This is a genomic window from Pseudoalteromonas sp. SR43-5 (genome assembly GCF_014163835.1).
Lineage (GTDB): Bacteria > Pseudomonadota > Gammaproteobacteria > Enterobacterales > Alteromonadaceae > Pseudoalteromonas > Pseudoalteromonas distincta.
In genome coordinates, this window is record NZ_JACJEA010000022.1 from 1 (window position 1) to 22,791 (window position 22,791).

The window sequence follows — 22,791 nt, forward strand, 5'->3', positions numbered from 1 at the left end:
GGGCTCGATAACTGCTCCTGCGTTATTCTACTGGCTTACATCCATGTAAGAATAAGTAAAAACCGAGCAAAGCTTCCGCGTCCTGCTCACGCCCCTTACCTACATCCATGTAGGCAACAAAGAGTCAATCGTCCCTAGAAAGAACCCAAAGGGCAGCGCATGTTTGGCATCTATGCTGCGTTATCACCTATTAATGGGGAATAACCACACAACATAGGCTCTGCCTAGCCTAAATACCAAGCACACTGCTGTAAATTCAACCACCAAAGAACAACACGCCCTAGAGATACTTCTTTATAATAAAAAAGCCAAGTAAATATTTACTTGGCTTGTTTAGTAAGGGACTGTCTAAATAGTTAAGTCTAAATATTTAAAATGCTGATTGAAGTGTCGCATCTAGTGATATTTCGGTATTTAAGAGTTTTGAAATAGGGCAGCTCTTTTTGGTTTGCTCACATAAAGCTTGAAACTGCTCGTTTTGAATATCATCAATACGCGCTTTTACCTCAAGGGCAATATGCGTCACCGAAAAACCATCATCTACTTCATCAAGGCTTACAGTGGCTTTAGTATCAATTTTATCTGCGGTAAAGCCTGCATCACCTAATGCAAGTGAAAGCGCCATACTAAAACATGCACTGTGCGCTGCACCTACTAATTCTTCAGGGTTTGAGCCCGCCTCATCTTCAAAGCGGGTATTAAAACCATAAGGTTGTTTATTAAGCGCGCCACTTTGAGTTGATATGCTACCTTTGCCTGTTTTAATGTCGCCAGACCATGTTGAACTTGCCGTTTTTTTAATCGTCATCATCTTCTCCTTGCTAGAGTGTAAGCTTTTCAGGTTATCTAAGCGTTATTTACAAAATAAACTTATATAAAGCCTTAAAAGCACTAATTACTGATGATGTTGCAAAATAGGCGCCAGTTAATTGTTACCCCTGTTTATTTCGCTTACAGCGCTCTGAACAGTAAATAACGTTATCCCAGTCGCGCTGCCATTTTTTACGCCACGTAAAAGGTTTACTACAAATAGGACACATTTTTTGAGGTAAGTTTAGTTTTTTGTGCGCCATGCTTACTTAGCCTTACTGTTATTTTTAGTATCCGTTTTACTTTTTGTTCGAGTAACTTTTTGAGTACCCCCAACGTGCTTTTTAAGAATTTTCCCTATGGCACGTTTAACATCGGCTCGCTCACGGTATTGCCATAAGCGTTCGCGTGCTTCTTTTGAGGCCGCTGTTAAATCAAGCATGGGTTCAGGGTAATCCTCCCCTAACTTAAAGTCGTTAAAGAGTGCTTCCATTGGAGTTTGCTCCCAAGGCTGATGTAAATATTCAATAGGGAGTTTTTCAAGCTCGGGGCACCACTTTTTAATAAACGAACCTGTTGGATCTTGATCTTCTGATTGCTTAATTGGGTTGTAGTGCCTAATGGTATTAATACCTGTGACCGAGGCTTGCATTTGAATTTGCGGATAATGAATCCCTGGCTCAAAATCTAAAAAGTAATTAGCGAGCGGAAAGCTTGCTTGCTGCCAACTTATATTTAAATGATGCGTTACAAAGCTTACAAGCATGGCGCGCATTCTAAAGTTTATATAACCGGTGGCTTTTAAGCAGCGCATGCAAGCGTCAATAATTGGAATACCTGTTTGACCTTGCGCCCAGCGTTCAATATCGTTTTTCACACGTTCATCATCACGATACGGAAATACGTGATAACCCGGATTAAGAGCTAAAAACTCCATAGAGCACTCGCTTTCAAACTTTTGCATAAAGTGGCAGTGCCAATGCAAGCGCGATACAAACGCTGCTAGTGGGCGTTTCCAACCTCTTTTGTCAGGGTGTTTTGAATGATATTCATCAATGGTCATTTGATACACTTGCCTAAGGCTAATGTTCCCCCATGCTAGATAGGGCGAAAGCCGAGAGCAGTGGGTTTGGCTTAAACTTGGGCTCGATATTCCCTTTTGATAACCTTTACCGCGCTCGGCAAAAAAACTCTGCATTACAATTCGCGCATGCAGTGGGCCACCTTGTTGAAAGCTGTCGTGATCTTGAGTGTAAGCGCTTGGCAGCTCAGGCGCTTGATAGTTATTAAGGGTAATTGTTTTTATACTCTTCCAATTAGGAACAGCAATAGGTGCTTGCATTGTTTGCTGCCAGCGTTCGTTCCAATTATTACGATTTTTTTTGCCGCGAATTACCGCGCCTGTTTGCGACTCTTGCCAATTAATGTGGTTATGCTGGCACCATGCTTTTATTGCCTTATCGCGCTCAAAGGTGTTGTTTAAGCCTATTTCTTGATGGCTAAAAATATTAACTATTTCAAACTGCGTCTTTATTGACTCAAGTAAATCGTTCATATTTAAATTAAATATATAAACACAGGCGTTAAAACGCGCTAGCTGATTATTTAACTCAACTATCGATTGATACACAAAGCGCCAGTGCCGCTCATTGTAGTGTGCATCTTCGAGCAGTAATGGCTCAAAGTTATAAAATAACAGGGTCGGTAAGCCATTACTAAATGCATTTTTTAATGGTTGATGATCGCTAAGACGTAAATCACGTTTAAACCACACGATGTTTATTTTTTCTTTCATACTGGCAATATTAAAACCGTGGCATTATAAATAATAGGACAAAACCAATACGTATTAAATGTAAAAGAAGACTAGTGTAAAAACGATTTTGATATAGGCAACTCATGTTAAGGTGATACTAAAATGAGTCGCCAATAAAAGAAGTATTATAAATAGGGAGAATTACCGTGATACTTAAGCAATTTTGGCACTTGCAGTCATGTGAGAGTACACCTATTAAAGCTTCACCAATTGCAACTACTTCCATTATCTTTTCCTAAAACTTGCGGGGGTATCGCTTTGTATGACGATACCCTCAGTTAGGGTAAAATTAAAAACGCTTACCAATAGTAAAGCTAAAGACACGAGATATGACAACGCGCGCATTAAATATAATTGATTGATCTGCTACCGTTTCGCCTGAGTGAAACTTCCCTCTGATAAGTTTCCTGAGTTATTTAGGTTTTTAACATCGACACGAAGATTTAAGGGTACTCGCCGAGATATCATGGTATGTAGGTAGGGCATCAAAGGCTCCAAACGTTGCTACTGTTTTGGCTCCGCATTTAGTAGCAAAGTCGATAGCCTTTGAAACGTTAGTAAAGTTATTTGCCCAGTCAGTAAATTCTGTTTTATTACTCACTAGCGAAGATATTTGATATAAAAAACCACCTACAAACGCATCGCCTGCAGCTGTGGTATCCACAACATATGCCTTAGGGCAAGGATAAGTACCACTAAATGAGCTAGATGAAAAAGTAATAGGCTCGCCACCATCGGTCATTAAAACTAAAGCTACGCCACTATCTACCCAACTTCTAATAGTGGTATCAATATGCTCTATTCCATAAAGCGAGATCAGCTCATCTTTACTCGCTTTAATAACATCAACTGTTTTAGCAACATCCTCAATAACAGATTTAGCTGTGAGTGGTTCATCCCAGAAGGCTGAACGAAAGTTAATGTCAAAGCATGTAACCGAGCCTGATTCTTTAAAGTGTTTTAGCGCATGTAAGGTTGTATTTAATACTAAAGGTTTTGCAAAAGAGCCTGAACAAAAACTCACAATTTTAGGTGTTGAAAATAAAGAGGGCTCTAAATCGGTTATTTGTAAATCGTAATGTGCAGCATCTTTATCGTAAAATTCAAATGTACGTTCACCGTTTTCATCCAACGATACGAACGCGAGTGCCGTCTTCCCTTTTTTTGAAAAGCCAACATAAGATGTGTTTACATTATACATTTTGAGTGCATTTATTAAAAAGCGACCAAATTTATCATTGCCTACTTTACCAAGCAAATAACTTGAACCACCAAGCTTTGCTACGGCTACAGCAACATTAGCGGGTGCGCCTCCGGCAAACTGTGTGAAGTCTAGTTCGCTATTTGATGCCTTATTGTGCATGCAGTCATGTGAGAGTATATCTATTAAAGCTTCACCAATTGCAACTACTTCCATTATATTTTCCTAAAAATTGCGAGGGTATCGCTTTGCATGACGATACCCTAGATTAGAGTAAAATTAAAAACGCTTACCAATAGTAAGGCTAAAGGTACGAGGTAAGACAACGCGCGCATTAAATGTAGTTGCTTGACCTGCTACCGTTTCACCTGCGCGAGGATCCCCCTCTGATAAGCCTTCTGAGTTATTTAGGTTTTTAACATCGGCACGAAGGTAATAACCGTCTTCGTTTTCAAGGGATAAACCAAGGTTTAACATGCCATACATAGGCAGTTCTGCTGTGTTGGCGTCGTCGGCATAACGTTTACCGCTCCAAGAGTAGCTACCATGAATAGCTGCCATACCCCACGAAAAATCTTCAAACTGATAGCTACTAGTTAATTGGCCAAAGTGCTTAGGCACACGTACAGGTAAGTTGCCGTTTATATCAATAGAGGCAGAGCTTCCATTAGCATCTAAGTATTGCGCCGCTGGTGTGTTTACAAATTCGGGTGATTGGTACGTTGCAGATACACCAATGCGCCAGTCTTGGGTGATTTGCAGGTTAAATTCGGCTTCTACACCTAAGGTTTCTGTGTTTCTAAAGGCTTGACGTTGCACTACTTGACCATTTTCAACAGTAGGTACATTAAAGAATAAATCATCCGCAGCGGCGAAGTAACCGGTTACAAATGCTGCGACATCACCTTCGTTATATTTAATGCCCACTTCGGCCATTACCGTTGAAGCTGGTTGTGTTTCGCGTCTCTCAGAGTTATTAAATTGATTAATTTCCTCTTGACTAGTTAGGTTGGTAATCGCCATGTATTTATCTACATCAGGCATACGAAAACCATCTGCATATCGAGTGAATACCGCTAAGTCGTCGTTAAATTTGTAGTTAGCTGCAACTGTCCATGCCATTTCGTTGTATTCAACATCAAAGTTTCGGTAAGTCCCATCACCAAAGGGCAGGGTAATATTCCCATTGACGGTATCAGTATCGCTGGCAAAACTGTCAATTGTGTAATTAGCTTGGTTTTGCGCTTCCCCATCTGCTTTGAGGGTTTCGTACCTTAGGCCCAGATTAAACGACACATCTTCAAGCTCGTATTCAAAGTCAGCAAAGGGCGCAAGGGTATTTTCACTATAAACAATATCGGCAAAACCATGTGATCCAGCCTGAATACCTTTGTAAGTACCGCTGGCAATGTCAAGACCTTGTGCATCTGTAAATACAACATCTAAGCGCTGCGGCAGGGGCTCTACTGATTGCAGTGTATTAATTCGATAGTCGGTAACATGGCCATTAATATTAGAGAAGAATAAGCCAAAATTAGCATAAAGAGTCCCTTCGCCTACATCATCAAAGGTGTAGTTGAATCTGGTTTCGTTTTGAAAGTTATCGCCTTCAAAACGTCTATGCCAAAAGCCTGCGTTTATTCCGTATCCATTGGTGTTGTAGGTATTTACGTTGCTTGAATCAGCCAATACAAAGCCGTTTCCTGCATCGCGTATATCGTAACTTAGGTTACCATCAACCATGGCACCTGCAAGGACATCAGTATTTGCAGCATATATAGCTTGTGCTTTACTAGCTAACGATTCGGCGTTACCTACGTTAATGATGCCGGTAAAGGTTGTTAGCATATCGGTATAACGCATTTGATTTGAAAAGACTAAGTTTTCGTTGATTTCAATTTCGGTTGTATTGCCAAAGTAGGTCACATTAGCGTAGTTACCATCTGCAATATCCAAATCAATGTCGCCGCTTGGGGTGTTATTAAGAGTTAATAAACGCGCACCTGCTGAGTTACCGGTGGTGCCATCTCTGATATCCATCCCGCCTGGGATTGTTTTAGCATTGGTGGTTGAGCCTATTAATGGCTGAGGAATAAAAAAGAATGATCTATCGTTTTGTTTATTAAACTCAAAGCGGGTAAAGCCGCTGCCATCTTTAAAAAAGTGCTTAATATTACCATTAAGCTCACCACCTTGGTTAGCTGTATACCCCGGATCGCGTGCGGAGTCATCCTTGCGATACCAAGCGCCAACAGCATAGGTTGTCTGATCGTCTATTGATCCGCTAACCCAACCTTGTCCACCTAGGCGGTTGTTGCTGTTGGTTTCAAAAAACACATCACCTTGGGTATCATCGGAGCCTTCACGAGAAATAAAATTAATAAACCCAGCTGGCGCGCTACCAACAAAAATTGACGAGGCACCACCACGAATAGCTTCAACGCTGCCAACAAAATTAGACAAACGGGTAAAGCGATCATTTTGAGTAAATAAAATATCTTGATTATAAAACACGGTCATACCATCACGAAGTAGTGCTGTAAACTCTGTTTGCGTTGATAACGGAAAGCCTCGTGGGGCTACGTTGTTACCGGTTTCTCCACCGGTGTCTTCGGCATGAAAACCAGGAATACTTCGCACTAATTCAGCAACACTGTGCGGAGCCAATTGCTCTAACTTTGCTTCGTTAAAGGTAGTTATTGCATTAGTTGATTCGATTTTCTCTTTTGGCCGAGATGTTCCCGTTACAATGATGCGCTCAAACCCTAAATCACTTTTTGCTACTTGTTGCTCTTGTGACAAGACGCTAGGGGATATGGATAGACCTACAGCGACTGCAATTAGAGTCATTTTTGCTGATACTTTCATTTTTCTGTTCTCTCTTTGTTGTGTGTGTATACAAATTTGCGGTTTTATTAATCAAACATGTCAGTGTTATCAAATTTGTAAATAGAATGTAGAGAACTTAAAATAATAAATCAACTATTATTACTTATTATTTTTTGTACAGCTTTTTGATTGTTTAAGTGAATTTTTTACCTCTGATAAAAAATAAATAAGCAGCCAACGTTACCGATGGCTGCTTTTTAACTTTAAAGTATATTAGTGGTGTGAAAGGCTTGCGTGATCTTGAGAAAAGTTGATAAGTAACGGAAGGTTAGCGCAGCCTACTGATTGAGCCTTGGCGCCAATAGAGCCACTTTGTACTTCACAGCGATTAATACCGCGATGATCAGCCTGGCTCAATTTTAACTTTGTTGCCAAAACTATTTTTTCTCTGACATTGATAGGAATGGCGCCATCAATGACAATTGCCTCAAAATCAAAAATAGCTAAAGAACACAATGCCGCGTAGGCGAGGCCATCTGCAACTTGGTCTATCCACTTATCGAGTACGGGGCCTAAGTCTCCCCAATACTCTTTTGAACTCCATAGTATGTCAGTATTGTAGCCATCACCTTTGAGCATTTTTTCGAGAATATACAGTGATGATTGCATAATAAGTTGTTGGGAGGTTAGTTGTCCTTCACTATTAAGCATAGGCCTAGGTAATGAACCTATAGCGCCGGCATTACCTTTTTTACCAGTAAATAAGGTTTCGTTTATAACAACTCCACCACCAATAAAAGTACCAATAAAAATATATAAAAAATCGCTAAAACGAGCAGGATTACCAAAGCTTAATTCAGCTGAACAAGCAGCGGTATCATCATTACATACATACACGGGAAGATGTACAATTTGATTTATTTTTTCTTTAAAATCAAAAGACTTCCATTCATTCAATACTGTTTTTGGAGCGCCGGCTTCTTCTGTCCAGTTCCAAATTTCGTAAGGGGTTGCAACACCCACACCTAAGATACGCTTGGCTAATTCGTCACTTAAGCTCATTTTAAGTACGCTGATCCCTTTCTCTAAAAAGGTTAGCAAGCTCTGTACTGTGGGGTAAGCGCAGTTTTCGTGCAAAGTTGCGCGTATATTTCCTACTAAGTCAATCAAGGTTAAATCAAAACTGCGACGACCTACTTTTAAGCCAATTCCAAATGCACCATCTGGATTTAACGCAAATGGGATGGTTGGTTGGCCAACCTTACCACGCTGAGGGTCTTTCCGTATTAATAACGATTCGGCTTCTAAACTATTGATAATTACTGTGACGGCCTGTGCTGAAAGCCCTGTTTTTTGTGCAATTTCAGCTTTTGGAGCACTACCGTGTTGGCGAATTAATGACATAATTCGGCGTTCATTATGAGCACGCAGGCCAGATTGGCTTCGGCCTTCTTGTAAAGAGAGTCGAGGGTTTTTAGATTTGATAATTATTCCTACCTAGTTGTTATTATCTTGAATAACCTGATTAATTGTACACCGAGTGTGTGTAATTGGCGACTATATTAGCTTTATTGCCGGGTTCATTTCTTATTATTAAATTTACGACAGAGTATAAATAAGTCACAGGAGGTTAATAAATAACTATAGTTGATTTATTGACGGAATGATATTTAACTGGTTAAATGCTTTACTTAACATTAACAACTGAGACACGGCAATGACCACACACACACACACACAAACACCTCTTGTCTCCAAGGAGATGGTGGTTCCCTTTATTTTACTTGTTCTGTGCTTTGCTGCATGGGGAGCTGCGGCAAACATGACTGATCCGCTAGTAAAAGTGTTTAGTAAAATTTTTACTATGTCGTCAGTGCAGTCTGCATTGGTACAATTTAGCTACTATGGAGCTTACTTTTGCCTAGCTATTCCGGCGGCATATATCAATAAACGCTTTTCGTATAAAACAGGTGTGTTAACCGGTTTAGGGATGGCTGCAATCGGAGCATTTTTGTTTTATCCCGCCAGCCAAGCAATGACTTATGGTTTTTTTTTAGTGGCTTTGTTTGTGTTAGCTGGAGGCTTATCTATTTTAGAGACATCAGCAAACCCTTATGTAATGGGAATGGGCACCCAACAAGGTGCAACTCGCAGGTTGAATTTGGCGCAATCATTTAACCCTGTCGGTACTAACATTGGTGTTTTTTTAGCCGCTACCCTTATTTTACCAAAGCTCAATACCGCAACCTCTGGTGAGCGCACAAATATGAATAGTGAGCAATTAACTAGCATTATAAGCGCAGAACTTGATGCAGTTATGGTGCCTTATGTTGGTATGGCTTGTGTGTTGGTTTTTATTTGGTTGGCAATTGCGTTTACTAAAACACCTAATTTTTGTAAGCAAAAAAAAGTCTCTAAGCATGTAGAATTTAGTGCAACGTTTAAGCGCTTGTTTAAAAATACCCATTACCGCTTTGGTGTTATCGCCCAGTTTTTTAATGTTGCGGCGCAAACTTGTGTATGGACATTTACCATCCAGTACGTAATGGAGGCACTCGATACAAATGAAGTTACTGGGGGAAGTATTTTACAATACAGTATGATCACCTTTTTAGTTTCTCGATTTGTAATGACCTGGCTTATGGGATTTATTCGTCCTGCCAAACTGTTAATGGCAACCTCTATTATTGCAATGCTGCTGTGTTTTTATATGGTGAAAATGCCAAATATAAGTGGCGTATGGGCGCTGGTAAGTATATCGGCTTGCTTGTCGTTAATGTTTCCAACTATTTACGCGATTTCACTACATGGGTTAGGCGATGATGCAAAACTAGGTGCTGCTGGTTTAGTAATGGCTATTTTAGGTGGAGCGATAGTTCCTGTATTCCAAGCTGTGTTTATTGATACATACAGTGTCGCGTTTTCTTATGTTGTGCCTGCGGGGTGTTTTATTATTGTTGCAGCTTATGCTGCATTTGATTTAAAAACAAAAGTCAGAGTATTCAATAATGTAGCGCCTTGCTAAATGGATTGAAAACCGAGCCTGAAGGCTCGGTTTTACTTTTTAACTTTTCTCATTTGTAAATCTTCTTTAACCCCAACCTTCATCGGATTAAGATATTAGGCATGTTGATATTCTTATTTAGTTGAAAAAATATGTTTTTAGATCTCACCGAAAATACCAACCAAAATGTTTACTCTTACTTAGTAGGCGGTATCAGCCCACGGCCTATCGCATGGATAAGTACATTAAATAGCGAAGGTAGTGCAAATATTGCGCCTTATTCATTTTTTACTGTGGCTAGTTGCAAGCCAGCTGTTTTAAGTGTTACGCAAGTAAACCCTAGTGATAAAACGAATAAAGATACGCTTAGTAATCTAATGGCAACTAAAGAATGTGTGGTTAATATTGTCAGCCAAGAGCTAGTTGAAAAAATGAACCAAAGTTGTGCAAATTATCCTAGTGATATAAGCGAGTTTGATGCAGCTAACATTGCCCAAGCTCCAAGTAAGTTAGTTAACGCGCCAAGCGTTGCCGATTCAAAAGTACGGTTTGAATGTAAGTTACGCGAAGTTATTAGTATTTCAAATGAGCCTGGCGGTGGAAAAATGATGTTGCTGGATGTAGTGGGTATTTGTATAGACGATGAAGTGATGTGTGGTGGCTATATTGACCCTGAATTATTAAATGCAGTGGGCAAAATGGGCGGCGATTACTTTAGTACAACCAAAGATAAGTTTTTGCTTAAAAGGCCACAGTTGTGAAATAATCGTTTACTTAGGAGTACAATAATAAAAGGATTTACGAATGTTTAAGTTCATTTTCACTTTGTTAATTGCTTTGCAAAGTTTTGGCTCTTTTGCCACACAAGATAAAAAACTACCTATAGAGGTTTTTGCAGGCTTAAAAGATTTTAGCCAAGTGAAGCTATCTCCCAATGGTAAGAACCTCGCTTTTATAAGAAACCATCAAGGGACTTTAATCTTAATGGTTAAAAACTTGGACACGGGGGTTACAACACCAATTATAAACTCAAATAACCATACAGTGTTTTTTGATTGGTATAACTGGGCAAATGATGACGTACTGTTACTTGGTGCTCGCTATATAAAATATCAGTTTGGCGGAGTTAAATATACATCAACGCTTATGTATGCGTATAACTTTAAAAATGATAAAGGTCTTAAATTAGCTTTTAAAGCCAACACAGTAAGAGATGAAATCCAGCCACAATATTCAGACCGAATTGTTAGTTTTTTACCTGAAAAAGAAAATAAAATTTTAGTTCAAGGGGATTTTAAAATAGCAAATACCCCAGCAGTTTATGAGTTAGATTTAACCACATTACGTAAGACACAAATACAAAGACCACGCAGTAATGTAGTTACTTGGTTTGCCGACAGGCAAGGTAAAGTTCGTATTGCAAAAAAAATGGACGATACGCAATTTACTTACGATTATTTTGATGAGAATAAACAGTCGTGGGAAACTTTATTTGATTATGAGGTTTTTAGTAAGCAAAGTATTTCCATATTAGGGTTTGATAAAGACTCTAATTTTTTATACATCACTGCGTTACATGAAGGGCGCGATGCATTATTTAAACTCAATTTAACGACTAAAGCTCGCGAGCTAATTTACAGTAATAGTAAATATGATTTTGATGGGTCTATTTTTTATTCACAACAAACTGGCGAAGTTGCAGGCTTTACTGATTCACATTTAGATGATGGTATTAAATATTGGGATAAAGACTTAGATAAATTACATCGTTCTTTGCGCGTATCACTCCCTAAAGATGAATATAAATTAGATATTGTAAGTACCAGTAAAGATCAGCAAAAATATATACTTTATATCAGCTCAGACAAAACGTCTGGTAGTTATTTATTTGGGGATAGAGTAAAAAAACAGGTGAGTGCAATTGCTGATGTTTATCCGCAAATAGATGCCTCTGTATACAGAGGCAAAAAGCGCATTAGCTACAAGGCAAGAGATGGCTTAAAAATAGAAGGCTATCTAACTCTACCAGTAGAATATAAAGAAGGTGATAAGTTACCAACAATTATATTTCCACATGGCGGCCCTATGGCAAGGGATTATGCTAATTTTGATTACTGGACAGCTTTATTAGCCTATAACGGATATGCTGTTTTACAGCCTAATTTCCGTGGTTCGAGTGGTTATGGGCACGACTTTTTAATGCAGTCAATTCAAGGTTTTGGTTTGGCTATGCAAGATGATTTGCAAGACGGTGCAAACTGGTTAATTGACCAAGGAATAGCACAAGCAGATAGCATTTGTATTGGTGGTGCTAGCTATGGTGGCTATGCAGCGTTAATGGCTGTAATTAAGCACCCAGAAACGTTTAAATGTGCAGCTAGTTTTGCTGGGGTAAGTGATTTACAGTATTTAGTGAGTAAAGCACGACACTTTACAAACAAAAATATCGTTAGAAAGCAGTTTGGAACTGATGATGATTTACTAGAAGCTAATTCTCCAGTGAATTTTGCTAAAAAAATAACAAGACCAATATTGCTTGTACATGGAACTGACGACAGTGTGGTACCTGTTTATCATAGTAGAGAAATGCAGGATGAACTTGATGATGAAGCAAAAGATGTTACTTATATTGAGCTTGAGGATGGCGATCATTACTTATCTTATCAAGAACACAGAGTTAAAACTCTTCAGGCATTTTTAGACTTTTTTGATAAACATTTGAAAAAAAATAAATAGCCAGACTCCAGTTAAATAGCAAAAAGACAACTTAGGTTGTCTTTTTTTGATCACAATCTTCCTTTGTTTGTGCACATTGTTTGCACTTTTACTTGTTAACTTTGTTTTATTAAACGTTAAAGTAAAGGTTCAAGCATTGAAAACACTTCTTAAAACAAAAGCTGCTAATGCAACTAAGTTATTTGCGTTAAGTGCGCTTTGTATCGCTTTAAGCGCATGTAATAGCGATTCAACAAGTACTGCAACAGACGGCGATACAGTCAGTAATAGTGTTCCAACGGTTGATGCTGGTATTGACCAAACTGTTAATGCGGGCGATACCGTTTATTTAAGTTCAACGGTTGAAGATGACGGTGAAGTATCGGTTAGTTGGTCGCAAACATCAGGCACTACCGTTAGTTTATCTTCAAGTACTGCAACGTCTACAGAGTTTGTTGCCCCAGAGGTATTAACCGATGAAGCACTTGTATTTGAGATCATTGCAGATGATGGCACAAACGATGTCGTTGTAGATACAGTTATAGTTAATGTGATTGCTTCATCAGACTCAGATACAGTTGATAATAGTGCAAAACTTACCAGCTGGTTAATTAACAACGATACAACTTCTACATACATACAAAATAATGGTGCAGTGGTTGAAGATGTTCAATCAGTTGAGGTTGTTAGCGTTACTGAGGAAGATGCTGACGTTGAATACATGTATGTGCAAACTACTGACATTCCTAAATATGATGTAACGCTTACACAAGACCAAGTAGACGCGTTAAATAACCGCCCGCGTGCAGCTACCGATTTTTATAACGGTGTAACTTCTGCAGCAGTAGGGCAAACCATTTCCTTTGGTGGAGATATTGGCTATAACAGCAGCACTGAAAACTGTGATGACACAGGCGGTGCAGGTTATTGGCCTCCAGGACCGGGTTGCCCAACAGAACAAGCGGTTGAAGCGTATTTTCCGCTAACACCTACCGATTTATCTGACGCTGAAACTTGCGAAACAGGTTTAGGTACAGTTGGCTTAATGGTTAATGGCACCAGTATATTTAACTGGGGCGATGGTATGAGCTACGGAAATAATATTTGGTATACATTAGCGCCCATTGCTGAGCAATATGATGTTGATGTGTGTGGCGGACATGCTGCTAACGGTGAATATCATCACCATTTTTATACTAGTTGCTTAGCTGATTTACTTGAAGATGATGGCGATGCGCATTCACCTATCTATGGGTTTGCAGCTGATGGCTATCCGCTTTATGGTCCTTATGAAAGTAACGGACAACTAGCATTAAGTGGCTGGGAAATGCGAGATTACGGTGCACCTACAAGTGAAGGGGGTTGTGGTACTGAGGGTGAGCGAAGCTGTACCTTAGTTGATCAATACGATGTTAGCCAAGGTACACAAACAAGTGATGCAGGTCCTGCTATTGGTGCACAAGTAACGACGCTCTCTGGTAACACATTAAATGCCGACGATGGTTATTACTTTGAAGATTATTACTACGCACAAAAAACAGTAACAGGTGCTCAATTAGATGAGCATAACGGCCACGATACTAATGATGGTAAGGGTTATCACTACCATATAACACTAACGTTAGACAGTGATGGTAAATTACAGCCTTCTTTTCCTTATCAAATAGGGCCTCGTTTTAAAGGTCAATTAGCCGATAATTCAATTGGTCGCTGTGATACTGGCGAAACAATGGGTCCACCACCGGGAATGTAAGGAGTAACTATGCGTTATTTTAAATACGCATTGATCCTAACTACTGCTGTGCTATCGAGTTTTAAGCTCTTTGCGCAGCAGGAAATGATGGATCATAGCCATATGCCTATAGCAGTGCCAAATGACACGCCAATCCCGGCATTAAGCCTTAAGTTATTAAAAGATAGTATGTCGGGTTATAACTTAATTTTAGATACACAGCGTTATGATTTGTCTGTGCCGCCAGAGGGCACGATGAACATGCAACAAATGATGGGCGTGACAACAAACGATGACACCGGTTTTTTACAAGGTCATGCTCATTTATACATTAATGGGGTTAAAATACAGCGAATTTACGGACAAGCGTTGCATTTACCTGCTAACTTATTTAAAACAGGTATAAATACCGTATCGGTTACTTTAAATAATCATGGTCATATGTATTGGACCGCTCAAGGTAAAAAAATAGTTGCTACGCTGTATGTTAACGACCAAACCAAAGAGTTTATAACATACCGATTTGAAAGCTTTCCTAGCAAGGTTGAAAACACGCATTAATGAAAATTCATAATAAACTTTTTTTAATACTATTTAGTTTTACCTTTAGTGTTATTGCAGGGCTTGTGGTTCTTATACAGTGGAGCATAGGGCAAGGCGTAATTGATTTTGTTAATGCAAAAGAGGTGAAAGCGCTTGAACCACTTGTTGTGCAATTTGCAAAGCAATACGAACAAACACCCTCATGGGAGCATGTTGTCGGCAATGGCGAAAGCTTTAGAAAACGTGTTGAATCGCAATTAGAAAATAGCCAGTTTTTGCCTAGGCCACAAGAAGGCCCAGGTCCGCGTGGGCGAATGATGCGACCACCGCCGCCAGATCATATTCGTTTAGAGGAAGATCGCCGCCCACCGCCAGAAAATATTGCTCACTACGCTTTGCTTGACGAAAATAAACAGCGAGTAGTGGGTAGATACCTCAGCGATTTAAAATATATAACAACCCCAATTATTGTTAACGATAAAATAGTGGGTTACTTAGCAGTTTCTAAAAGAGATAGCTTGGTTGATGGCTATGAGCTTGATTTTTTACAGCAGCAAACTAACTACTTATGGTTTATTGCTTTAGCTGCGGTATTGCTAACATTAATGGTTACTTTTTTATTGTCTCGTCACCTAGTAAGCCCTGTAAAGCAAATTGCTAACGGTATGCATCGCTTAACGCAAGGTAATTACGAGACCAAACTCACGCTTGAGCGAAAAGACGAGCTAGGACAGTTGAGCGAAGATTTTAATACGCTTGCATTTACACTCGCTAAAGATGAGCAAGTACGTAAGCGTTGGCTTGCTAATATTTCTCATGAGCTTAGGACGCCAATGAGTATTTTACTCGGTGAACTTGAAGCTATGCTACTTGGTATACGAGAACCGAACGCAAAAAATATAAGTTCGGCTAACGATGAAGCCCTACATTTAAAACGCTTAATAGACGACTTGCATATGCTCAATAGCGCAGAGTTAGGAGGTATGCACTACACTATGCAACCTACTGATATGGCGTTATTATTAAATACTATTGAGCAAAAATATCAGGTTGTGCTTGAACAACATAATATAAAAATATACCTACTAAATAGCGCTAAACACATAACTGTACAAGCAGATAAAACACGCCTTTTGCAGCTACTCGATAATATTTTAATGAACGCAGTACACTATGCACAATGTACAACTATTTCTTTAACGGCTAATAATATAAGCATTAAAGGGCAAACTTATTTAGAGCTTATAATCGAAGATAATGGCGTAGGTGTAGAGCAGTCGCATTTATCGCATTTATTTGAATATTTATACCGAGTAGATAGTTCGCGTAATCGCCAAGAGGGCGGTTCTGGCTTAGGTTTATCTATTTGCCAGCATATAGTTAAAGGTCATAAAGGTGAAATAGCTGCAGAAAAAGCCAGCTTAGGCGGCCTTGCTATTATTATTAGATTGCCAACTATTTAGTTTATAAAATAAAGTTAAGGTTACTTACAGAGATGCCTATGAGTGAACAAATACTAATTGTGGAAGATGAAGTAAAGCTAGCTAACTTAATGAGTGACTTTTTAAGCAGCCATCACTTTATTACTCATCAAATACATCACGGGAATGAAGTATTACCTTGGCTTGAAATTAACAGGCCGAGTGTAATCTTGCTAGACATAATGTTACCAGGGCAAAGTGGTATTGAACTGTGTAAAGCAATCAGGCGCTTTTCAAACGTGCCTATTATTATGGTATCGGCAAAAGTAGAAGAAATAGATAGGCTGCTTGGGCTGGAATTAGGTGCAGATGATTATATTTGTAAGCCGTTTAGTTATGCTGAGCTGGTGGCACGCGTAAAAGCTATTTTAAGGCGATTAAATAACGCAAGTGACGTTACAGAGTCAACAATGAAGCTTGACGAAAGCAGCTACAGCGTAAAATTTAAATCAAACAGTATAGAATTGACGAACTTTGAATTTCAACTATTTAAACCTTTGTTTAACAACCCAAATCGTATTTATTCGCGCGATAGCTTAATGGACACTATGTACGCCGATCAGCGTATTGTGAGCCACCGTACTATTGATAGCCATATTAAAAAGTTGCGTAAAAAACTAGATGAAGTGACACAAACTGAAAGTGTTATCCAGTCTGTTTATGGGGTTGGCTACCGGTTTGTGCATCCACAGTAAGGTGGAATGAGCTATGACGATGAGTTACTCATCGTCGTCAGCATTTTTAATTCGCTCTAAACGGTCAAACTCTTCGTATTCGGCAGCTTGAATTTCATCAAGAATAGAATCTACATCAGCAAGTTCGTCGCTGTCTTCAAATTCACCTGTAAGCGTTGAATTAGGCGTTAAATTGGCCTCTTCAAATAGTGCCCACATTTCTTTAGCGTATTGAGTTTTTAGTATGCTTGGCGCAAATTCACCATAGTAGCGGCGTATGTTATTTACATCGCGTGCAAACATAGCTTGTGCACTGTTATTTGCTGAAGCGTTAACGGCTTGCGGTAAATCTATAATTACAGGGCCGTTATTATCTACAAGTACATTAAACTCAGATAAATCACCGTGTATTATACCAGCGCAAAGCATTAACTTAATGTAATGTATCATGAGTTTATACTGCTCAATCGCTTGCTCTTCACTAAAAACGACATGTCCTAGTTGAGGGGCTACGTTACCATCTTCATCAGAGACGAGCTCCATAAGCAGCACGCCATCAATACAAAAGTAAGTATCAGGAACGCGTACACCCACGCTAGCTAAACGAGATAACGCATCAACTTCGGCATTTTGCCAAATTTCTTCTTCTAATTGGCGGCCATAGCTAGAGCGTTTACCCATTGCACGCGCTTGGCGTCCACCACGTACTTTTCGGCCTTCTTGATATTGTGCCGCTTTTTTAAAACTACGTTTAACCGCATCTTTATACACTTTCGCACAGCGAATATGTTCACCACAACGCACAATAAATACATCGGCTTCTTTACCGCTCATTAGTCGGCTTATTACTTCGTCAATAAGGCCATCATCAACAAGAGGTTGTAGGCGTTTAGGTATTTTCACAGATTGCCTGCTAAGTAGGGTTGGTTATTAATCATTATTTATGAAAGTGCTCTGTATTTGTTTGTTTAATTGGCTCAAGCAGTATATCAGCTTTGAGAATTAAGGGCAGTAACACTACTGCCAGAGAGTAATTAATCGTATTATTTTATTAGCTTATATATTGATTGCAAAGCAATCAACCAGAACTTTTTTTGAATCATCAGTTTTTATTAAAAATAATTTATTACTTCCTCATTATTTGCACATTGTTTGCGTTTTTAAAGCGTAAGCTTAGTTTAATTCTTAAATACGAGGTTATTACTATGAAGCATTTTTCAACTCTTGCCACTGTGGCAATATTATCTATTGCTTTTTCAGCTAATGTAGCTGCTCGAGGCGGTGACAATCCTCCTGAAAAACCTGACTTTTCAACTATTGATACTGATGGTGATGGCGTAATTAGCTTTGAAGAGTTTAGTGCTAAAAAACCACCGCACGGTGATGCACAAACAATTTTTGATTCTATAGATGCCGATGGTAATGGCGAAATTAGTGAACAAGAGCTTAGCGATCATAAACCACCTCGTCGTGAACGTTGAAAGGATACTAAAATGATTAATAATATTGGCAGCAGCTCTGCGAGTTTTGTGCCGCAACAAAGTAGTCAAGCTGCAAAATTAACAACAGAGCAAAGTGATTTTGTTAAAGAAACGCTTGCACAGTTTGATGCAGAAAACTTAACTAGCGACGATGCGCAAAGTATTCAAGCGGCATTTAAAGAACAAGGTATTGAACCAACAAAAGAGCTTGCTGATTTAATGGGCGAACTCGAGTTTGATGCTAAAAGCATTGGTGATGCAGGAAGAGCAGAAGGTCAAAGACCGCCGCCACCGCCACAAAACTCATTAGAATCAGTCGATACAGACGAGGTAGTGAGCTACTTAGATGAGCTCTTAACTGAGTATTCAAACCAGTTGTCTGATGAAGATAAAGAATCAATCCTTGCATCAGTGCAAGAGAAGTTTGGTTTAAGTGAAGGCGATTCACTGCTAAATGTAACTGCTTAGGTGTTATTACTTAGAGTAAAGCTGACTGTTACTCGAAAGTCTTAAGTCCAAAGCCCAACGGTTAATTCTGTTGGGCTTTTTTATTGGCTTAATTTAATCGTGTTTCTATTTTGCTGGTGCCATCTTCTTCGGTAAATTTAAATACAAAATCTTTTTTACCGTCTTGGTTTATATCTACTAGAAGAATATCTTTATTATTTTTAGGCAGCGTTAGCTTTAATTTTTTGCGTTTATCATTTAGCAGTGAGTCTTGCTCTCCATAATAAATATACAGCGTTTTTTTACTGTATTTGTATACCGCATCAATATAGCTATCGCCGTTAATGTCACCTAAATAGAGAGCCGGTTCTGATTCATCGCCATTCATCCCCACTTCCATTTCTAAATCAAGTTCAATACTCGATTTATTGGCAAATGAGCCGTCGGGTTGCTGCTTATAAAGATTCATTTCTACATCTACATCAGTACTGCCACCGCCTAATGCCATAGAGGCGATAGTACCTAAGCCAATATCTAAGTCCATTTTTTGTAAATCAATTAAGCCATCATTATTAAAGTCAGTTTTGAGCAATAACTCACTAGGGCCCAGTGTTTCAAATAAGGTAATGGGCGTATAAGTAAAACCTTTAGCACTCCCTAGGTACAAAGTATGTGCTATTTTTATATCTAGCGAGTCCATACCTTGTGTAGGCTTAAACTGTCTGGTTGTAAAATCTAGAAATCCGTCGTTATTAATATCAATAATTTGCTTTATTTTGCGAGTCTCGCCATTGCTTAGCTCGCCTAGCTCAATGCTAAAATCAATTGAGGTAAGCTTTTGCTCAAAGCCCTCTGAATTAGCAAGTAGTACATCTGCTCCAAAGTCATTTGAAAAAACCAGGTCGTTTAATCCGTCGTGGTTAAAATCGATAACCACAGGTTTATTGTTAATATTAACTTCTAAAGAAAGCCCTTTTCCTGAAAAGCGGCCTTCATATTTAGGTATTTGCTTAAATTGGTTAGGCTTAAAGCTGCCATCTTTATTTTGAATGTATAAAGTACTGCTTGCTAACCCAGGAATGAAAATATCGCTTAGACCATCGTTGTTAGCATCGAAAACAAAGTCTACTTTTTCAAATTTATCTATTTTTAATTGATTAAGAACCGACTCATAATTAAACAACAATGTTGGTTTACCTGCTTGGGCTTTATATACGCCATCACTTGTTAGTACGAGTGCTTGTTTATCGGTGATGTTAGCAAGTGTTGCCACATCAAACCCGATGGCGTTTTTTGGTAAAGCAAGTTCACTACTAAGTGATGTAAGTAAATTGATGGCTTCTAATTGTTTTAATTCTTTATTATATGCAAATAAAATCTCTGAATCGGTTGATACTAATTCATCCGTTGTTTTTATTGCCATTGTTTGAGCTATAACGCTTATGGGGGTAAGTAAAGTGATGAGTGAATAGCAAAGTGGTTTTATCATGCAAATTCCTTTTTTATATTTAGTTGTATCGTTAAAGTTTTTATTATTTAAGCAGCGTCAGCGCATAATTTTACCTACTATCCAGCGCTGGGGCTTTTTCGTTTAAACGTAATATACATATGTAAGTTGGATTATATTTAGCCTACGCTAATTACTATGTACTGGGTGTAAGCAATTGTAAGATTATGTTTTAGGGAGGGGCTGCTGACCTTTAAGGATTGAAATTTGTTCAATCCAAGGACGATTTAATCGCGGCGCGAGGTTTGTAACCTAGTAACAAAGAGTCAATCTCCCTAGGCAGAACCCTTCGGACAGCGCATGTTTGGCATTTATGCTACGTTATCAACTGGTTATGGGGGCTAACCACACTTCATAGGCTCTGCCTTGCTTAATATCAAACAGTCTGCTGCAAATTCAACCTCGAAAAATATACTGGCCCTAATAAGAAAGGTAGCGCATAACTCATATGGTAGCTAAGCGCTTTTAGAAGTGTTTGGTTATTAACTACATCGCTTATTTTGCTCATTTAAATAAGCATCTACAAAACCTACTTCCATCGGTTTTGAAAAGTAATAACCTTGTAGGTGAGATACACCAATTTTAGTGAGTGTGTTTGCTTGCTCAATAGTTTCAACGCCTTCTGCAACAACAGTAAAATCTAAAGTAGAGGCCATTTGTACAATTGCATGAATAATACTTAACCCTCTTTTATCCATATTTTGAATAAAGCTTCTGTCTATTTTTACTATATCGACACCAATATCAAGCATGCTTGATAGTGATGAGTAGCCTGTACCAAAATCATCAATTGAAATACAAAAGCCTTGTTTTTGTAGTGCTTTAACGGCTGTCAAAAATGTGAGTTTATCCTCGGCAAATACTGACTCAGTAATTTCTATGTGTAGGTTTTTAGGTTCTACCAGGTGGCGATTTACTATTTTTAATACCTTAGATACAAAATCAGGATCTTGTAGCTGAATAACCGATACGTTTACGCTTATAGCAATTTGTGGTTGTAAGTGACTTAATTTTGTTGCTTGTATACATGCCTGTTCTATTACCCAAATACCTAACTCGGTTATTAAACCGTATTGCTCGGCAATAGCTATAAATTCATCAGGGAAAATATTTTCACCATCTAGTTGCCAGCGTAATAATGATTCAAAAGAGGTTACTTTTGAGGTTTTGCTATCAACAATTGGTTGAAATACTAGCCTTAAACTATTTTCTTCTATGGCACTGGCTAGGCGTTGACTCAAAAGATACTCCCTTTCTTGTATTAATTTGAGTGAATCGTTATAAATATTGATATTACCTTTCGCGATGCGTTTTTGGTGATACATTGCAGTATCAGCAGAGCGAATTAAAGTATTAAAATCACTCCCGTGCTCAGGATACATGGCAATACCAATAGTTGCAGATACCCATTTTTGATATTTATATGTTTCATGCTCGGCACCAATGCTTTGAAGTACTTTATCTGCAAACTCGATAAGCTCAGCTTGTTTTTGATACGTTGCTAAAATTAAAAACTCATCCCCGCCCCAACGGCATTTAAATAGCTGTTGATTGCATACATTACTAATTCTTCGTGCTATTTCTTTTAATACTTTATCGCCTACTTTATGACCTAACGAATCATTTATTTGTTTAAACCCATCTAAATCTACAAATAATAAAGCAAAGGGTTCTTGAGGGTTGTCTGCTAGTTGTCTGTTTGCATTTTTTAAAAATGCGGTTCGGTTTAATAGATTTGTAAGTGGATCGGTATTCGATAAACGGTAGATTTCTTCTGTGCGTTGCTCAACCTTGTTTTCCATTTCGTTAAGCAGCTCTCTGTTTTGGTTTTTGAGCTTGATTGCGCTGTGTGTAAATGTGGCTGATTTGTACGATGAAGCTACCATAATAGCAGTAAATGCTAGGCCTAAAATACCGAGGACAGAGTTGTAGTTTTCGTTAGAAAAGGTTAATAAAAAAGAGTAGGGCGCCAGTAAAATAATGCTATAGAGTACAGCGGTTACTCGACTTCCTGAAAGCAGATTTGCAGAGCCTCCTGCAAATGCCGATAAAATAGCAATCGTGGTTGTCGTCTCTATTGCTGATGAGGTGCTATGAAACCAAAGTGCATACCCACACCACGATAGCGCAGTTAAAATACACCCGGTTGAAAATCTTTTTGAGTATGTGTCAGCATTAAATAACGGGCTATCCTTTTTGGTTTTATAAAACCACATTACATCAATAGCGCGAGCTGCTAATAAGACAACCATAATGCTTAGCCAAATACTTTTTTCGTAGGATATTTTCTGGTTATTTAAATCAAAAGCAAACACTAATATAAAACTGACTACAGTCGAAATGGCAATGCCAGAGATGGCATTTGAGTATAAAATTTTAACGGTTTCTCTGCGTTCTTCACTATTTAGATTTTTATATGGCACTAAGTAAAACCTTATACAAAAGTCACTCCAACTAGCGATGGAGAAACGTTCAAGAAATACAGCAAATATTTCAGATGAACAAAAGCGTATTAAACATCGATTAGTTAGGCTCTAATCCTGAGTATAAG

General features: G+C 38.7%; 18 protein-coding genes. 9 read left to right on the top strand and 9 right to left on the bottom strand.

Annotated elements, in window-relative coordinates; genetic code table 11:
• Nucleotides 1–370: 370 nt before the first annotated feature.
• From H5090_RS13750 to H5090_RS13775, 6 genes are all read right to left on the bottom strand, one after another.
• The gene (locus H5090_RS13750) at nucleotides 371–808 is read right to left on the bottom strand and encodes an OsmC family protein (protein WP_024593544.1); all 438 of its coding nucleotides are present in this window, start codon (nucleotides 806–808) and stop codon (nucleotides 371–373) included.
• A gap of 124 nt (nucleotides 809–932) precedes the next feature.
• Complete coding sequence (locus H5090_RS13755; RefSeq protein ID WP_182695980.1) at nucleotides 933–1,073, bottom strand: DUF2256 domain-containing protein; 141 nt, start codon at nucleotides 1,071–1,073, stop codon at nucleotides 933–935.
• 2 nt (nucleotides 1,074–1,075) lie between these two features.
• Nucleotides 1,076–2,605 (bottom strand): cryptochrome/deoxyribodipyrimidine photo-lyase family protein, encoded by a 1,530-nt coding sequence (locus H5090_RS13760; RefSeq protein ID WP_182695981.1) that lies wholly within the window; start codon nucleotides 2,603–2,605, stop codon nucleotides 1,076–1,078.
• Nucleotides 2,606–3,050: 445 nt separating this feature from the next.
• Nucleotides 3,051–4,043, bottom strand: a complete 993-nt coding sequence (locus H5090_RS13765) for a carbohydrate kinase (RefSeq protein ID WP_024598256.1) — start codon at nucleotides 4,041–4,043, stop codon at nucleotides 3,051–3,053.
• 63 nt (nucleotides 4,044–4,106) lie between these two features.
• Nucleotides 4,107–6,695: a TonB-dependent receptor gene (locus H5090_RS13770; protein ID WP_182695982.1), complete on the bottom strand. Its 2,589-nt coding sequence runs from the start codon at nucleotides 6,693–6,695 to the stop codon at nucleotides 4,107–4,109.
• A 234-nt stretch (nucleotides 6,696–6,929) separates the two neighbouring features.
• Nucleotides 6,930–8,147, bottom strand: coding sequence for an ROK family transcriptional regulator (locus H5090_RS13775; RefSeq protein ID WP_100218334.1), 1,218 nt, complete (start codon nucleotides 8,145–8,147; stop codon nucleotides 6,930–6,932).
• 226 nt (nucleotides 8,148–8,373) lie between these two features.
• Between H5090_RS13775 and fucP the strand changes: the two genes are divergently transcribed.
• The 7 genes from fucP (at nucleotide 8,374) to H5090_RS13810 (ending at nucleotide 16,826) form a co-directional block, all read left to right on the top strand.
• The gene (gene fucP / locus H5090_RS13780; RefSeq protein ID WP_029753314.1) at nucleotides 8,374–9,681 is read left to right on the top strand and encodes an L-fucose:H+ symporter permease; all 1,308 of its coding nucleotides are present in this window, start codon (nucleotides 8,374–8,376) and stop codon (nucleotides 9,679–9,681) included.
• Nucleotides 9,682–9,812: 131 nt separating this feature from the next.
• A complete protein-coding gene (locus tag H5090_RS13785) occupies nucleotides 9,813–10,421 on the top strand; it encodes a flavin reductase family protein (protein WP_182695983.1) in 609 nt (202 codons plus the stop codon).
• 43 nt (nucleotides 10,422–10,464) lie between these two features.
• On the top strand, nucleotides 10,465–12,396 hold the full coding sequence (locus tag H5090_RS13790; RefSeq protein WP_182695984.1) for a S9 family peptidase: 1,932 nt from the start codon (nucleotides 10,465–10,467) through the stop codon (nucleotides 12,394–12,396).
• 76 nt (nucleotides 12,397–12,472) lie between these two features.
• Nucleotides 12,473–14,128 (top strand): YHYH protein, encoded by a 1,656-nt coding sequence (locus tag H5090_RS13795; protein ID WP_182696016.1) that lies wholly within the window; start codon nucleotides 12,473–12,475, stop codon nucleotides 14,126–14,128.
• Between the two features lie 9 nt (nucleotides 14,129–14,137).
• On the top strand, nucleotides 14,138–14,668 hold the full coding sequence (locus H5090_RS13800) for a hypothetical protein (protein ID WP_182695985.1): 531 nt from the start codon (nucleotides 14,138–14,140) through the stop codon (nucleotides 14,666–14,668).
• Nucleotides 14,668–16,113 carry an ATP-binding protein gene (locus H5090_RS13805; RefSeq protein ID WP_182695986.1) on the top strand — a complete coding sequence of 482 codons (1,446 nt, stop codon included), beginning with the start codon at nucleotides 14,668–14,670 and terminating at the stop codon, nucleotides 16,111–16,113. Before H5090_RS13800 ends, H5090_RS13805 begins: the two co-directional genes overlap by 1 nt.
• Nucleotides 16,114–16,151: 38 nt before the next feature.
• Nucleotides 16,152–16,826 (top strand): response regulator, encoded by a 675-nt coding sequence (locus H5090_RS13810; protein ID WP_182695987.1) that lies wholly within the window; start codon nucleotides 16,152–16,154, stop codon nucleotides 16,824–16,826.
• A 24-nt stretch (nucleotides 16,827–16,850) separates the two neighbouring features.
• On the opposite strand, the gene H5090_RS13815 is transcribed toward H5090_RS13810, so the two are convergent.
• Nucleotides 16,851–17,708 (bottom strand): PA4780 family RIO1-like protein kinase, encoded by an 858-nt coding sequence (locus H5090_RS13815; protein WP_182196864.1) that lies wholly within the window; start codon nucleotides 17,706–17,708, stop codon nucleotides 16,851–16,853.
• A 302-nt stretch (nucleotides 17,709–18,010) separates the two neighbouring features.
• Here H5090_RS13815 and H5090_RS13820 point away from each other — a divergent pair, with 302 nt between their 5' ends.
• Both H5090_RS13820 and H5090_RS13825 read left to right on the top strand, forming a co-directional pair.
• Nucleotides 18,011–18,286, top strand: a complete 276-nt coding sequence (locus H5090_RS13820; protein ID WP_007581281.1) for an EF-hand domain-containing protein — start codon at nucleotides 18,011–18,013, stop codon at nucleotides 18,284–18,286.
• 12 nt (nucleotides 18,287–18,298) lie between these two features.
• Nucleotides 18,299–18,754: a hypothetical protein gene (locus H5090_RS13825; RefSeq protein WP_024604676.1), complete on the top strand. Its 456-nt coding sequence runs from the start codon at nucleotides 18,299–18,301 to the stop codon at nucleotides 18,752–18,754.
• An 88-nt stretch (nucleotides 18,755–18,842) separates the two neighbouring features.
• Here the strand turns inward: H5090_RS13825 and H5090_RS13830 are convergent, their stop codons facing one another.
• Together H5090_RS13830 and H5090_RS13835 are read right to left on the bottom strand one after the other, a co-directional pair.
• A complete protein-coding gene (locus H5090_RS13830; protein ID WP_182695988.1) occupies nucleotides 18,843–20,222 on the bottom strand; it encodes a VCBS repeat-containing protein in 1,380 nt (459 codons plus the stop codon).
• A 500-nt stretch (nucleotides 20,223–20,722) separates the two neighbouring features.
• The gene (locus H5090_RS13835) at nucleotides 20,723–22,663 is read right to left on the bottom strand and encodes an EAL domain-containing protein (RefSeq protein ID WP_182695989.1); all 1,941 of its coding nucleotides are present in this window, start codon (nucleotides 22,661–22,663) and stop codon (nucleotides 20,723–20,725) included.
• Nucleotides 22,664–22,791: the final 128 nt, after the last annotated feature.

Bases quoted from the DNA above. Each gene is read 5' to 3' on its own strand.
- H5090_RS13750 (WP_024593544.1), bottom strand. From the start codon at position 808: ATGACGATTAAAAAAACGGCAAGTTCAACATGGTCTGGCGACATTAAA.
- H5090_RS13755 (WP_182695980.1), bottom strand. From the start codon at position 1,073: ATGGCGCACAAAAAACTAAACTTACCTCAAAAAATGTGTCCTATTTGT.
- H5090_RS13760 (WP_182695981.1), bottom strand. From the start codon at position 2,605: ATGAAAGAAAAAATAAACATCGTGTGGTTTAAACGTGATTTACGTCTT.
- H5090_RS13765 (WP_024598256.1), bottom strand. From the start codon at position 4,043: ATGGAAGTAGTTGCAATTGGTGAAGCTTTAATAGATATACTCTCACAT.
- H5090_RS13770 (WP_182695982.1), bottom strand. From the start codon at position 6,695: ATGAAAGTATCAGCAAAAATGACTCTAATTGCAGTCGCTGTAGGTCTA.
- fucP (WP_029753314.1), top strand. From the start codon at position 8,374: ATGACCACACACACACACACACAAACACCTCTTGTCTCCAAGGAGATG.
- H5090_RS13785 (WP_182695983.1), top strand. From the start codon at position 9,813: ATGTTTTTAGATCTCACCGAAAATACCAACCAAAATGTTTACTCTTAC.
- H5090_RS13790 (WP_182695984.1), top strand. From the start codon at position 10,465: ATGTTTAAGTTCATTTTCACTTTGTTAATTGCTTTGCAAAGTTTTGGC.
- H5090_RS13800 (WP_182695985.1), top strand. From the start codon at position 14,138: ATGCGTTATTTTAAATACGCATTGATCCTAACTACTGCTGTGCTATCG.
- H5090_RS13805 (WP_182695986.1), top strand. From the start codon at position 14,668: ATGAAAATTCATAATAAACTTTTTTTAATACTATTTAGTTTTACCTTT.
- H5090_RS13810 (WP_182695987.1), top strand. From the start codon at position 16,152: ATGAGTGAACAAATACTAATTGTGGAAGATGAAGTAAAGCTAGCTAAC.
- H5090_RS13820 (WP_007581281.1), top strand. From the start codon at position 18,011: ATGAAGCATTTTTCAACTCTTGCCACTGTGGCAATATTATCTATTGCT.
- H5090_RS13825 (WP_024604676.1), top strand. From the start codon at position 18,299: ATGATTAATAATATTGGCAGCAGCTCTGCGAGTTTTGTGCCGCAACAA.
- H5090_RS13830 (WP_182695988.1), bottom strand. From the start codon at position 20,222: ATGATAAAACCACTTTGCTATTCACTCATCACTTTACTTACCCCCATA.